Raw genomic sequence first — 13,589 nt, 5'->3', positions numbered from 1 at the left:
CTTCTTCCACCTGTTGAATCCGCTGACCTCCGAAGTCACCGATTACGCCTGCAAGAAGATCTTCGATCCCCTGGTCCTCGACCTGACCGGAACCGGGATCCACACCACCCGGCTGGAGGACAGCGACACGCATTTCAAGGTGGTGGCCGGCGCGACCGCGCAGCGCACCGCCTGGGTCGCGGCCGATACCGGGATGTTGGTCCTCGACGCCAACCACAACGGCCGGATCGACGACATCACCGAGCTCTTCGGCAATACTGGCGGCTTCGGCAACGGCTTCGCCAATCTGCGCAGTCATGACACCAACCACGACGGCCGGATCACCGCCGCCGATGCCGTCTTCGCCGAACTGCGCGTCTGGGTGGATGCCAATGGCGACGGGATCGCCTCTCCCGCCGAGCTCAGAAGCCTCGCTGAGCTCGGGATCACCGCGCTCAACCTGGCGAGCAGCGTCGACGGCACCACCGATGCCAGCGGCAACTACATCGCTCTGACCGGCAGCTATACCCTGGCCGGCGGGGCCACCCGCGCCATGGCCGATGTGTATTTCTCCTATTTCGCCTCACAGACCGAGGACCAGCGCAACATTGCCGTCCCGGCGGACGTGCTGTCCCTGCCCGACCTGCACGGCGCCGGCCAGGTCGGCACGCTGCACAATGCCATGGCACTCGATCCGGCACTGAAGCAACTGGTCGACGCCTTTACCCAACTGCCGGACGGCAGCAGCCTCGCCAGCCTGCGGCAGGCTGCCGATGCGATCATCTATCGCTGGGCCGGGGTCGACGGGGCCGCTGCCGGCAGCCGCGGACCGAACATCGATGCCCGCCTGGTGGATGCGATCGAGCGCTTCACCGGCACGCCGGTCACCAGCCCGGGCGTCGACGTCGCCCCGCGTCAGGTCGCCGCGTTGCAGGCGCATTTCACCGAGGTCGAGGCCTGGGTGACCGCGCGCCTCATGCTGGCCGGCCCGCTCAGCGCCTTGGCGGACGACTTCACCTATACCCTGGCCACCGACTCGCTCGACCTCGCCAAGCCCATGGCGGCGGTGATGGCCGACGCCACGGCCTATGCCGGCAGCTTCGGGGCGGCGAACGTCGAGCCCTGGTCGAAGGTCGCCCTGCTGCTGGCTGGCTATGGCATCACCCATGCCCTGGATCCGGCCGTGCTGGCCGCCGAGGTTGGCGCCGCGAGCAGCGGGAATATCGGCGCCTTCGCCGCCGCCACGATGCAGGGCCTCGGCATCCAGCTCGCCGCCGATGGCAGCCTGACACTGACCGGAACGCTGGCCGACGAGGTCTTTGCCCCGGTCACCGGCGACACCCAGGTCATCGGCGGCGGCGGCGGCGACACCTTCCAGTTCGAGGCCGGCAACGGGCATCTCACGATCACCGAGGTGGACTGGACCGCCGCGGCGGACAACGAGCTGTTCCTCGGCGCCGGCATCCTCGCCGCCGATGTCGCGGTCCACCGCAATGCTGCGCGCGACATCGTCCTCGACCTCGGCCATGGCGACCAGGTCACCCTGACCAAGATGTACGGCACGCAGCACGGCGTGCAGTGGGTCTTCTTTGCCGATGGCACGGGCTGGTCGGCCCGACAGGTGATCGACCTCTCGACCAAGGGCAGCGCGGCGGCCGAGACACTCTATGGCTACAGCGACGACGAGGTCTTCGACGGCCATGGCGGGCACGACCTGCTGGTCGGCGGCGGCGGCAACGACACCTATGTCTTCGAGGCCGGCTACGGCGCCCTGACCATCAACAACATGGCCTACGAGACCACCAGCGCCCGCGGCACGCTGGATATCGGCGGGCATGGGCCGGCCGATCTCTGGCTGGCCCACCGCGGCGCCGACCTGGTCATCACCGCGGTCGGCAGCGCCGACAGCGTCACGCTATTGGGCTGGTACAACAAGGCCCGCGCCCAGGTGGCGGAGATCAAGGCCGGCGGCGAGTTGCTGGATGCCGGGCTGGATGGCCTGGTCGGCGCAATGGCAAGCTATGCCGCCGCGCATCCCGGCTTCAATCCCGCATCCGCGGCCGCGATGCCGGCGGATGCGGCGCTGCAGGCCGCGATCGCCAGCGCCTGGCATCTCTGAGTCAAGGCTAGTGCCGCCGCGCCTCCCCGGTGCGGCGGCCGGACTGGTCGTAATAGCGGGTCGTGTCGCCGCGGGTCTCGGCCCGGCCGGCCGCGCGGCCGGCGCTGTCGTAGAACCGCGTCGTGCCGTCCCGGGTCTCGGCGCGGCCGGTGCTGCGGCCGGCGCTGTCGTAGAAGCGGGTGGTGCCGTCCCGGCTCTCCTGCCGGCTGGTCAGCCGCCCGGCGGCGTCATCAGGTCCGCACCGTCTCCTGCGCCGCGGCCGGCCAAGCCAGCAGCACCAGCACCAGGGCCAGGGCCAGCCGCCGCAGCGGCCTCACCCGTCTGCGCGCGGCACCCAGGGCAGCCGGGCGATCTCGATGCCCTCCTCCTGCAGCGCCTCGGTATCGGCGGCCGAGGCCTCGCCGTAGATGCCCCGCCGGTCGCTCTCGCCGCGATGCATCTTGCGCGCCTCCTCGGCGAAGCCCGAACCAACATAGTCGCAATGCTTCTCGACCTCGGCCCGCATCCGCTGCAGCAGCGCCACCACCTGGGCCGGTACGGGGCCGGCCGCGGCCTGGTTGCTGCCCGGCGGCGGCAGAGGCGGCGGAGCGGCGGGCACCGCCGCGGGCGGCGCGACCTCTTTCGCCCGGCTGCGGCCCTTCTTCGGGATGGCCGGCGCCATCAGGCGCTTCGTGACCTCGGTCCCGCCACAGACCGGGCACTCCACGAAGCCGGCCTTGGCCTGGGCCTCGAAGCCGGCACTGTCCTTGAACCAGCCGTCGAATTCATGCCCGGCGGTGCAGCGTAGATCGTAATGGATCATCCCAAGCTTTCCCCGGCCCCCCGCAAGACCGGGGTACCAACCTTGCATTATAGGCGAGCACTCGGACTTGGGGAGTGCCAACCCCTTGCCAGGACGCAAAGATCGCCGGCGCGCACGCATGTGACATACGCTGGCGCTCAGGGGTGCGGCCTCAGGCCGCCAGCAGGGTGTCCAACTTGCCCGCGCGGTCCAGCGCCATCAGCTCGTCCGACCCGCCGATCGCAGCGTCGTCGATGAAGATCTGCGGCACCGTGGTGCGGCCGCCGGACCGGGCGATCGCATCCTTGCGGGCCTGCGAGCCATGCGGCGCGTCCAGTTCCTCGAAGGCGACGCCCTTCTTGCCGAGCAGCGCCTTGGCGCGCTCGCAATAGGGGCAGAACAGCGTGGTGTAGATTTCGACCTTGGGCATGCGCGACAGTTTGGTTCGTCGGCCGCCCCGGTCAAGCACCCTGCTCGAGCCTCCGTCAGGGCACCACCAGCAGCAGGGTGATGACCGGGCTGGCCAGCAGGAAGGCGATGGCCAGCATGGTCAGCAGCCGGGCGGGCGGGTCCTCCCCGCCCGCGCCGATGCGCCGGCGCCGGGCCGGCAGAGCGAAGGGGATTGCGCACCGGATGGCGCGGTGCCTTGGGTGATCGGTGACATGCGGCCTCCTGCTGCCTGTCGGGGCGGACAGCGTCGCGCGGCAGGATGAAGCGGTGGTGAAGCGGCGCATCGTCGACAGGTTGGCGCATCGCTGGCCTCCTACCGCCGGCCTGCTGAATCGAGAGGAACACAGGTCGATATAACTAAAAAGTGAATATGGTGACGCCGGCCCGCCGGCCCTCAGCGTGGTGCCTCCAGCCGCGGGTCCGGCACCCGCGCCGCTGCCAGCACATCCACGGCTGCGGCGCCGGCCGCGAGCAGCGCCCGGGCGCAGGCCTCGGCGGTGGCGCCGGAGGTCATGACATCGTCCACCAGCAGCACCCGCCGCCCGGAGATCCGAGCCGCGCCGCGGCGCGAGACGGCGAAGGCACCCGCCAGCAGCGCCGCCCGTTCGGCCGCGCCGCGGTCGCCGAGCGCTGGCGTCGGCCGGGTCCGCCGCAGCAGGTCGGGGATGTGCGGAATGGCGGCGCGCCGCGCCAGCCGGGCGCCAAGCAGGGCCGCCTGGTTGTAGCGGCGCGCCAGCAGCCGCCGCCAATGCAGCGGCACCGGGGCGACCAGGTCCGCGCGCTCCAGCAGCACCGCCCCGGCCCGGGCCATGTGGCGGGCCAGCGGCGCGGCGAAATCCGTCCGGTCGGCATGCTTGAAGGGCAGCAGCAGCCGTTGCGCCCCGGCATCGTAGCGCAGCGCCGCCCGCGCCGAGTCATAGGGCGGCGGCCGTGCCGCGCAGCCGGGGCAGGCCGGCCCAGCGCCGGCATGCGGGAAGGGCACGCCGCAGCGCTGGCAGAGCGGCGCGGTGACGAAGGACAGCGTGCCGAAGCAGGCGCCACAGAGGCTGCCCTGGGCATCCACCGCGGCGTCGCAGGTCAGGCAATGCGGCGGCAGCACCGCGTCCAGCGCGGCAAGGCCGAGCCGCCGCAGCGCCAGCCCCGCGCCCGCCGTCACGGCGGCCAGGCTAGGCCTGGCCGAACCGGGCATCGCCGTCGCGCGCGACCTCATGCACCAGGTCGATCTCCCAGGACAGGTACTCGCGCATGGCCGCCTCCACCCCGTCGTTGCGGTCGTAGGGGCGGAGATAGACATCGATGCAGTCGGCGTCCGCGGGGTCGCGGCGGTTCGCATCGAGCGGCAGGCCGGCCGCCTTCCAGGCGGCGATGCCGCCATCCAGCAGGGCGACGGGGCCGAGGCCGAGCGCCTCGAGTTCCGGCACCGCCAGCCGGCCGATCGCCTCCTCCGCGGCGACGGCCACGATCCTCTTGCCGGCCTGCAGCCGTGGCCGCAGCGCCGCCAGCCGGGTCCGCACGCCCCAGAGCGCGCCGGGCGGATGCCCCTCGCGGAAGTCGAGCGAGCGGGTGAGCTGGACCACCTGCGCCGTGCCGGCCTCCAGCGCCGCCGCCAGTTCCGCCGGCGAGAGGGTGGCGGGCGAGAGCGCCGCGGCCTCCGGGCACTCGGGCTGCCAGGGGCCGGTCTCGAGCGGACCGGCCAGGCCGTCGGTCAGGACGTAGACCTCCCAGCCGCCGAGCTGGCGCAGCCAGCCGCCGGTCATCCGGGCACGGACGCCGGTGTCGTCGACCAGCACCACCCGGGCGCCGCGCACCGCAATCCAGTTGTCGCTGCCTTGCACCAGCTGCCCGCCAGGCGCCATGCGGCTGCCGGCCAGGTGCCCGGCCAGGTATTCCTCGGGGTCGCGGACATCCAGCACATGCGTGGTGCGCGTGGCGTCGGCCAGCAGCGCCGGCAGCGCGGCGCGGCCGATGGTCTTCACCCCCAGCGGTCGGCGAAGGCCGTGGCGCGCGCCAGCGCCGTCGCCAGGCTGGCCGGAGTGCCGCGGGGGAAGCTGGCGGACTTGCCGCGGTCGCAGGCGAAGCCGGCCAGCTCCCAGCCCATGGTGCCGTTGCGCAGTGCCACGACCTTGTTCGGCACCCCCGCGCTGCGCAGGCTCTCGGCACCCATGATGCTGCGGGTACGGCCGGCGCAGTTCACCACGATGGTGGTATCCGGCGAGGGCACCATGTCGCCGATGCGGTAGACCAACTCGCCGCCGGGCACGTCGATCGCGCCGGGGATCGACATGCGGTGGAACTCGTCCATCGGCCGGCTGTCGAGGACGACCATGTCCTGGCCGGCCTCCATCATCGCGCGGAGCTCGCCGGGATCGACCGAGGGGGTGTGGTACTGGTGCTCCACCCACTCGCCGAAGGCCTTGGACGGCACGTTCACGCCGGAGAAGAGCACGTAGCCGGCGGCCTCCCAGGCCTTGGTGCCACCGTCCAGCACCGCGAGGTCGGTGCAGCCCATAGCCTCGAGCTTCGCCGCCAGCGCCCCGGCGAGCCCGCCCTCCCCGCCATCGACGCAGCAGATCCGCACGCCGCGGCGCGGCAAGATTGTGCGGGCCCGCAACTCGGCCCGCGACAGGGCGCAGGGATTGGCCCAGAACAGGTGGGACCGGCCGAACTCGCCATCCTCGCGCGCGTCGAGGATCGCCAGCTCCCGCCCATCGCCGATCCAGGCCTTCAGCGTCGCCGCATCGATCATCCGCATGGCGGTCCTCTCCCCCGTTTCGCCCGGCAGACTACTCCCGCGGGCGGCCGGGGGACAAAGGGGCGGCGGTCACAGCAGCCCTTCCTGGCGCAGCGAGACGTGGCGGCCATTGCCGATGATGATGTGGTCGTGCAGCACGATGCCGAAGACCGTGGCGGCGGCCTTGATCTCTCCCGTCATCTCGATGTCGGCGCGCGACGGGGTCGGGTCGCCGCTCGGATGGTTGTGCACCAGGATCATCGCCGTCGCCTGCAGCTCCAGCGCCCGCTTCACCACCTCCCGCGGGTAGACGGGGGTATGGTTGACCGTGCCCCTGCCCTGCACCTCGTCGGCAATCAGCCGGTTGCGGGTGTCGAGGAAGAGCACATGCACCTCCTCCACCCGCTCCCGCGCGAGGTGGACGGTCAGGTAGTCGATCAGCCGGTCCCAGGAGTTCAGCACGAAGGTCTGCTTGATCTCCTCCCGCGCCAAGCGAAAGGCGGCGGCCTGCACGGTCTTCAGCGCCGCCACCCCGGCATCGCCAAGGCCCTCCACCCCGCGCAAGCTCGATCGGCGGGGCGGCGATGGCATTGGCGAAGCTGCCGAAGCGGGCCAGCAGGGCGCGGGCGATCGGCTTGGTGTCGCGCCGCGGCAGGGCGAGGAACAGCACCATCTCGAGCAATTCGTGGTCCAGCACCGCTTCCGGCCCGGCGGTGAGCAGGCGCTGGCGCATCCGGGCGCGGTGGCCAAGATGGCCGGGGCGCTCCTCCGCATCCTCCGTCCCTTCGGGCAGGAGGCCGGGCAGACGGGGCGCGGGAGAGGCGCGGCGGCGCGGCGTGGCGGACGTGCGGACCGGCTCCGGCAGGGACAGCAGGCGGGACAGGCCCGCATCGGACAGCCCAGACCTCGGATCCGCCTTGCCCATCATGCCCGCCCGCTGGTTGCCCGACCGGCGCGATGATAACGAATCCGGAGATTTCGTCTACGAAAAGACGATCCTCGCCATCAGCCGGCCGGGCGTCAAGGTGAAGGCGCCGGTGACGACCAGCGCGCCGAAGAACAGGGCCAGCATCAGCCGGCGATGGGCAGCGATCCGGCCACGGCGGGCATGCACCAGGGCGGCCGGCAGCAGGGCAAGGACGAAGAATGACAGGCCGTGGATCCAGGACAGGTGACCTGCCCCCCATCGCCCGGTGATCCCGAGGGAGGAGAGTGCCAAGGCCAGCATCAGCGCGAGCCAGGCCAAGCCAAGCCGCCGGTGCGTCCGCGTCCCCTTCGGCGCGGCAATCTGCCAGGTGCCGAGGGCGAAGGCGGCAAGCCCCGCGGCCGCATGCAACTGCACCAGCGGCGAGGCGGCGAGGCGGCGAGGAAGGGAGCGAGCTGCATAGCCGGACCAAAGTGAATGTCCATCTCATTCACTTACCTGAGCCGAAAAGGGACCGTCAAGCGCCGGCTGCCCCTACCGTCAGCCGCTATAGGGCGGCCTGTGCAGCCCGGCGGGGGAGTAGGTGAAGACCTCGCACCCCGTCTCGGTCACGCCGACCATGTGCTCGAACTGCGCCGAGAGGCTGCGGTCGCGGGTCACCGCGGTCCAGCCGTCGTCGAGGATCTTCACGTCCGGCCGGCCGGCATTCACCATCGGCTCGATGGTGAAGAACATCCCGGGCTTCAGCACCGGGCCTTCGCCGGGGCGGCCGAAATGCAGCACGTTCGGCGGCTCATGGAAGCGGCGGCCGATGCCGTGGCCGCAGAAGTCGCGCACCACGGAGAAACGGTGCCGCTCGACGAAGACCTGGATGGCATGGCCGATATCGCCGAGCGTCGCCCCCGGCTTCACCGCGGCGACACCCAGCATCAGCGATTCATAGGTGACGTCGAGCAGCAGCCTCGACTTGGTCGAGGCGGTGCCGGCGACGTACATCCGGCTGGTGTCGCCATGCCAGCCATCGAGGATGACGGTGACGTCGATGTTGACGATGTCGCCATCGGCCAGCACCCGCTCGCCCGGGATGCCGTGGCAGACCACGTGGTTGATCGAGGTGCAGATCGATTTCGGGTAGCCACGGTAGCCGAGCGGCGCCGGGGTCGCCCCCGCCGCCAGGATGTGCTCGTGGCAGAGCCGGTCCAGCTCTGCGGTGGTGACGCCGGGGCGGACATGCGGGGTGATCATGTCGAGGGTCTCGGCCGCGAGTTGGCCGGCCCGGCGCATGCCGGCGAAATCCTCGGGGGAATGGATGGTGATGCGGCGTGAATCGCCGCCCTGCTGATCCATGGTGCTCGGCTGTCTCTGGCGGGAGTGAATGGGTATCAACATGCGCGTGGGGGCCGCGGGAAGCAAGCGCGGGGCGGTCCCACCGGTTGCGAGCCGTACACGCTTGCGCAAGGCACGCTCAGTGGGCGGGCCCGCGCCCGGTCGCCTCCCCGCGCCGCGCTCCTCGGTGCCCAGCGCATCGGCCAGCCGTACCGTCGCGCTGCCCGGCCGGGCCGGCTTGCTCTGGCTCTCATGCGGCGACCAGCCGGTCATCACAAGCAGGCGCAGGCTGGCGGGGATGCCCTCGGCATCCTCCGGCAGCCGGCTCGCCGCCAGCGGCAGCAGCGCCCGCGGCGGGGTCCGCGGGTCGCGCGCCCGCACCGCATTGGCCTCGCCCGCCGCGCGCAGGTCCTGAAACAGCGCCAGGGGGTTGCGGTAGCGGATGGGCAGCGCCTCGCCATCCGCCACCGGCAGGGCGAAGCCGGCCCGCTGCAGCAGCCCAGCCAGGTCGCGCAGCTCCGGGAAGGGCGAGACGCGCGGCGACATCCCGCCGCGCAACTCGGCCTCCGCGCCGGCCAGCGCCTCGCGCAGCTCCTGCAGGGTGCCGAGGCCGGGCAGCGCGGCGAGGAACAGCCCGTCCGGGCTGAGTGCCCGGCGGATCTGCACCAGCGCGCCGGGCAGGTCGTTCACCCAGTGCAGCGACAGGTTCGCCACCACGAGGTCGAAGCTGCCCGGGGCGAAGGGCAGCCATTCCTCGTCGCCGGCAACGGCGAGGCCCCCTGCCCCGGCCGCCATCCGCGCCGAGAGGTCCATCGACACGACGAAGGGAATGCCGCGCGCGCGCAGCAGCGGCGCCACCACGCCACGCCCACCGATCTCGAGTGCCCGGGAGAAGCGCCGCGTGGTGTCGTCCAGCCGGTCGAGCAGCCGGTCGGCCGCCGCCTCCAGCACCGGCGTCACCTGCGCCACGGTGGCGGCGGCGCGGGTCGCGGCGAAGCCGCACCAGGCGACGGTCGAAGACCCGCATCGGGTCGTGCTCGGGGAGGGTCATGTCCTGCGGGAGTAGGGTGGCGGGGCCGCGATGTCACGGGCCCCGCAGCGCCGCCAGGATGGCGGTGGCGAAGGCGCGCGGATCGGCCGGCGCCGGCTCCCGCTGCGGCATGGCTACCCGCAGCCGCAACAGGCTGCCGTCGATGCCGCCGGCGCAGAGCAGGCCCCGCACCCGCTCCCGCCCATAGGTGCCGGTGGTCTCGGCACAGGTAAGGTCGGGATCGGCGGCGCCCGGCAGGATCAGGCGCGCGGTCTCCCGCTGCTGGCGGTGGCCGGGGGCGCGCAGGGCCTCATCGAGCAACGCGTCCAGCGCCGCAGCGGCGGCCGGGGTGCCGGCGCCAGGCGGCACCGGCCCCTCGGGCAGGCGATAGAGCTCGAGGATGGCGCCGGCGGCGATCCGGCCGCGGGTGGCGTAGGCCACCTCCCTGCCCGTCCAGCCGCTGCGGCAGCGGCAGGGTGGCGCCGCGGCGGAACCCGGCCGCCTCCTCCGGCAGCCGCGCCGCGAGGGCGAGGGGGCGGCCGCGGGCGGCGGTGGCGGCGCCGCGCAGGCGGCGAGGGCCAGCGCGCCGGCGAGGCCCGCCGCGCGCAGGGCCCCGTGCCGCATCAGCCGGTCAGGCCGGCCGGGGATCCGACCAGGGCGGCCGCCGGCGCGGCAACCAGCGCCGGGCGCTGCTGCAGCGCGGCATGTTCGCTGCCCATCAGGCCGAGCCGATGGACATCCTCGTAGATCATCTTGAGGCCGATCCAGACGATCAGCGCCACGCCGACATAGGCGATCCAGCGGTAGCGTTCGAGCAGCTTCGAGATCAGGGTCGCGGCGACACCCATCAGCAGGATCGAGATGACCAGGCCGAGGATCAGCATCGGCATGTTGCCATGCGCCGCACCGGCCACGGCCAGAACGTTGTCGAGGCTCATCGAGACATCGGCGACGACGATCTGGCGCAGCGCCGTCGCCATGGTCTTGACCTCGGCGGGCTCGTGGTGGCCGGTCTCGTCGGCCTTGTCCTCGGCCCGCAGCTCCTTGAAGAACCCGAAGGCGATCCACAGCAGCAGCAGGCCGCCGACCAGCAGCAGGCCCGGCACGGCCAGCAGCTGCACCGCCGCGAGGCTGAGGATGATGCGCAGCACCACGGCCAGCACCATGCCGAACATGATGGCCCGAGGCCGCTGCGCCGCGGGCAGGCCGGCCGCGGCGAGGGCGATGAGCACGGCATTGTCGCCGGACAGGATGATGTTCACGCCGAGGATTTCAGTGAGCGTGAACCAGTTAAAGCTCGCCATGAGCGAGGTCATGTCCATTCGGCGACGTCTCCGGCCAGAAGTAATGTTGGGCGATTTGGCCGGATTTCCGGCGGCCGGCAAGCTAGGGGAGGCGCGGCGGCCTGTGAAGCCGCCGGCCGTCCCGGGCGCGCCGCCCGCCTCGGCGGTCTGGGCCGGCTACTCGGCCGGGCTGAGCTGTGGCCGCAATGCCGCGGCGGTCGCCGCCGGCGCCCGCGGCGGCGCGGCCTGCGGCGCCTCCGCCCCTCCCAGGCGGCGGATGGCGCCGACCGTCGCCGCCGCGAGGGCGGCGATCACCACCACCTGCGCCAGCGTCGCCGCCGCCCACATCCAGGCAGGGAAGACATCCGGCAAGGCCAGGTAGCCGAGCGGCAGCATGAGGAAGGCATAGGCGCCCGGCACCGTGTCGGCGACCTGATGGGTGCCCTGCCAGACCATGTCGGCGGCGACATAGAGGATCACCAGCAGGCCGACCCAGGCGATCCAGCGATGCCTGTTCAGCAGGTTGGCGATCAGCGTCGCCGCCACGCCCATCAGCACGACCGAGATCGCCAGGCCCGCCACGAGCACCCAGGTATGGTCCTTGGCGGCGCCCGCGACGGCCAGGACATTGTCGAGGCTCATCGAGATGTCGGCGACCAGGATCTGGGTAATAGCCTGCGGCAGCGTCTTGCGCGGCGCCGCTTCCTGCGCCGCGGCGAGTTCCGCCTCGGAGGCATCGCCATGGCCGCCGTCGCGCAGCTCTCGGTACATCTTCCAGCAGACCCAGAGCAGCAGCACGCCGCCGGCCAGGGTGATGCCGACGATGGCCAGCAGTTGCGCGGTCGCCGCGGCGAAGCCGATCCGCATGATCGTGGCGGCGATGATGCCCCAGAAGATCGCCTTGCGGCGCTGGTCCACCGGCAGGCCGGCTGCGGCCATGCCAACCACGATGGCGTTGTCGCCAGCGAGGACGATGTCGATGAACAGCACCTGGGTAAGCGGGACGAGCCAATCGGGCATGTCGGGGGTATCCTGCGGCCTTGGATGGTCGGGGGCGAGCCCGGGTGGTCATCCGGCCGCACATAAATATTCGGCAATCTTTTTGCAACCCCGCGGACGGAATCCGGCGTGCCCTTGCCAAGCCACCGGCCGCCGGTTCAAACCCCCGCCATCGATTGCCGCACCGCTGCCGCGCCCGCCGCGCGGCCGCCCGAACGCCCGAGGCCCGGATGGTCCCCCGCTACACCCGCCCGCAGATGGCCGCGATCTGGTCCCCCGAGGAGCGCTTCCGGATCTGGTTCGAGATCGAGGCCCTGGCCGCCGAGGCGATGGCCGAACTCGGCTCCATCCCGGCCGAGGCCGCCCGGGTGATCCGGGAGAAGGGCACGCCCCGCGCGGCGTCGATCGGGCCGGCCGAGGTCGAGGCGATCGACGCGATCGAGCGGGTGACGCGGCACGACGTGATCGCCTTCCTGACCTGGATGCAGGAAGGCATCGGCCCAGAGGCCCGCTTCATGCACCAGGGCCTGACCAGCTCCGACGTGCTGGACACCGCGCTCGCGGTGCAGATGACCCGCGCCGCCGACCTGCTGATCGCCGATGTGGACGCCCTGCTGGCGGCGCTGAAGGCCCGGGCGGAGGAGCACAAGTACACCCCGACCATCGGCCGCAGCCACGGCATCCACGCCGAGCCGACAACCTTCGGGCTGAAGCTGGCCGGCCACTATGCCGAATTCGCCCGCAACCGCGCCCGGCTCGTCGCCGCCCGGGCCGAGATCGCCACCTGCGCCATCAGCGGCCCGGTCGGCACCTTTGCGAGTGTCGATCCGCGGGTCGAGGCCTTCGTGGCGGAACGGCTTGGCCTCGCCGTGGAGCCGGTCTCGACTCAGGTGATCCCGCGCGACCGGCATGCCGCCTTCTTCGCCGCGCTCGCCGTGGTCGCCTCGGGCATCGAGCGGCTGGCGACCGAGGTGCGGCACCTGCAGCGGAGCGAGGTGCGGGAGGCTGAGGAGTTCTTCCACGCCGGCCAGAAGGGCTCCTCCGCCATGCCGCACAAGCGCAACCCTGTGCTGTCGGAGAACCTGACCGGCCTCGCCCGGCTGGTGCGCAGCCATGTCGTCCCGGCGCTGGAGAACGTGACCCTTGGCACGAGCGCGACATCAGCCATTCCAGCGTCGAGCGGGTGATCGGCCCGGATGCCTGCATCGGCCTCGACTTCGCCCTCTCCCCGCGCCACCGGCATGATGGAGAAGCTTACCGTCTACCCCGAGCGCATGCAGGAGAACCTCGAGAGCCTCGGCGGCGTGGTGCACAGCCAGAAGGTGCTGCTGGCGCTGACCCAGGCCGGGCTGAGCCGGGAGGACAGCTACGCCGCGGTCCAGCAGGCGGCGATGGCGACCTGGACCCGGCTCGGCAAGGCCGATGCGCGGCGCTTCGCCGAGAACCTGCTGGCCAACCCGGCGGTCGCCGGCAAGCTGGATGCCGCGGCCCTGGCGACGGCGATGGACCCGCAGCGGGACTTCCGCCATGTCGACACGGTCTTCGCCAGGGTCTTCGCGGCGGCGTGATGCCGCTGCCCAGGGCGGGCCGTCCCGCCGCCGCGTTTCCGCCTCACCGCGCGCCTATATGGGATGTCGATGAGGAGGGTTGCCGTGATACGCCGCCTGAGGGTTTTGTTCCTTGCCGTCGCGGCCGGGCTCGGCGCCCTGGCGCTGGCATCGCCGGCCGAGGCGCATGGCTACTGGTACGGGCCGGGGCCGGGCTTCTACCGCCCGCCGCCGCCGCGCTACTGGCGGCCGCCCCCGCCGCCGGTCTATTACCGGCCGCCGCCGCCGGCCTATTACGGCCCGCCGCCGGCCTATTTCCCGCCGCCGCCCCCGCCGCGCTACTACGCGCCGCCGCCCCCGCCGCCTCCCTACGGCTACTACCGCCGCTGGTGCGGCGCAGCGGCCCCGGCCTCCGGGGG

At 72.2% G+C, this 13,589-nt stretch carries 11 protein-coding genes and 4 pseudogenes; 2 read left to right on the top strand and 13 right to left on the bottom strand.

Annotated features, from left to right (window positions below):
* Positions 1-13 precede the first annotated feature (13 nt).
* Positions 14-2,098, top strand: a complete 2,085-nt coding sequence (locus tag ACQ86J_RS30150) for a hypothetical protein (RefSeq protein ID WP_431268398.1) — start codon at positions 14-16, stop codon at positions 2,096-2,098.
* A 313-nt stretch (positions 2,099-2,411) separates the two neighbouring features.
* Here the strand turns inward: ACQ86J_RS30150 and ACQ86J_RS30145 are convergent, their stop codons facing one another.
* The 13 genes and pseudogenes from ACQ86J_RS30145 to ACQ86J_RS30085 all read right to left on the bottom strand — a co-directional run.
* Positions 2,412-2,900, bottom strand: coding sequence for a DUF1178 family protein (locus tag ACQ86J_RS30145; protein WP_431268397.1), 489 nt, complete (start codon positions 2,898-2,900; stop codon positions 2,412-2,414).
* A gap of 151 nt (positions 2,901-3,051) precedes the next feature.
* A complete protein-coding gene (grxC, locus tag ACQ86J_RS30140; RefSeq protein ID WP_431268396.1) occupies positions 3,052-3,309 on the bottom strand; it encodes a glutaredoxin 3 in 258 nt (85 codons plus the stop codon).
* Positions 3,310-3,364: 55 nt separating this feature from the next.
* Complete coding sequence (locus ACQ86J_RS30135; RefSeq protein ID WP_431268395.1) at positions 3,365-3,613, bottom strand: hypothetical protein; 249 nt, start codon at positions 3,611-3,613, stop codon at positions 3,365-3,367.
* 110 nt (positions 3,614-3,723) lie between these two features.
* The gene (locus ACQ86J_RS30130; RefSeq protein ID WP_431268394.1) at positions 3,724-4,485 is read right to left on the bottom strand and encodes a ComF family protein; all 762 of its coding nucleotides are present in this window, start codon (positions 4,483-4,485) and stop codon (positions 3,724-3,726) included.
* Positions 4,486-4,495: 10 nt separating this feature from the next.
* Positions 4,496-5,305: a rhodanese-like domain-containing protein gene (locus ACQ86J_RS30125; protein WP_431268393.1), complete on the bottom strand. Its 810-nt coding sequence runs from the start codon at positions 5,303-5,305 to the stop codon at positions 4,496-4,498.
* Positions 5,302-6,081: a rhodanese-like domain-containing protein gene (locus tag ACQ86J_RS30120; RefSeq protein ID WP_431268392.1), complete on the bottom strand. Its 780-nt coding sequence runs from the start codon at positions 6,079-6,081 to the stop codon at positions 5,302-5,304. The genes ACQ86J_RS30125 and ACQ86J_RS30120 overlap by 4 nt, the downstream gene beginning before the upstream one ends.
* Before the next feature lie 69 nt (positions 6,082-6,150).
* Positions 6,151-6,988, bottom strand: a pseudogene (gene radC, locus ACQ86J_RS30115) (RadC family protein).
* A gap of 54 nt (positions 6,989-7,042) precedes the next feature.
* Complete coding sequence (locus ACQ86J_RS30110) at positions 7,043-7,402, bottom strand: DUF2306 domain-containing protein (protein ID WP_431268391.1); 360 nt, start codon at positions 7,400-7,402, stop codon at positions 7,043-7,045.
* A 123-nt stretch (positions 7,403-7,525) separates the two neighbouring features.
* Positions 7,526-8,332: a type I methionyl aminopeptidase gene (gene map / locus ACQ86J_RS30105; protein WP_431272585.1), complete on the bottom strand. Its 807-nt coding sequence runs from the start codon at positions 8,330-8,332 to the stop codon at positions 7,526-7,528.
* A 165-nt stretch (positions 8,333-8,497) separates the two neighbouring features.
* Positions 8,498-9,362, bottom strand: a pseudogene (locus ACQ86J_RS30100) (methyltransferase domain-containing protein); the annotation flags it as partial.
* Positions 9,363-9,395: 33 nt separating this feature from the next.
* Complete coding sequence (locus ACQ86J_RS30095) at positions 9,396-9,782, bottom strand: hypothetical protein (RefSeq protein ID WP_431268390.1); 387 nt, start codon at positions 9,780-9,782, stop codon at positions 9,396-9,398.
* Positions 9,783-9,964: 182 nt separating this feature from the next.
* A complete protein-coding gene (locus tag ACQ86J_RS30090; protein WP_431268389.1) occupies positions 9,965-10,663 on the bottom strand; it encodes a YjbE family putative metal transport protein in 699 nt (232 codons plus the stop codon).
* Between the two features lie 372 nt (positions 10,664-11,035).
* Positions 11,036-11,644, bottom strand: a pseudogene (locus ACQ86J_RS30085) (TerC family protein); the annotation flags it as partial.
* Positions 11,645-11,853: 209 nt separating this feature from the next.
* Between ACQ86J_RS30085 and purB the strand changes: the two are divergent.
* A pseudogene (purB, locus tag ACQ86J_RS30080) lies at positions 11,854-13,191 on the top strand (adenylosuccinate lyase).
* The last annotated feature ends 398 nt before the right edge of the window (positions 13,192-13,589 follow it).

The sequence above is a fragment of the Dankookia sp. P2 genome (genome assembly GCF_050632255.1).
Taxonomy (GTDB): Bacteria; Pseudomonadota; Alphaproteobacteria; order Acetobacterales; family Acetobacteraceae; genus Paracraurococcus.
The sequence above is the reverse complement of the archived record's forward strand: the minus strand, read 5'-3'. Positions and strand labels throughout refer to the sequence as shown.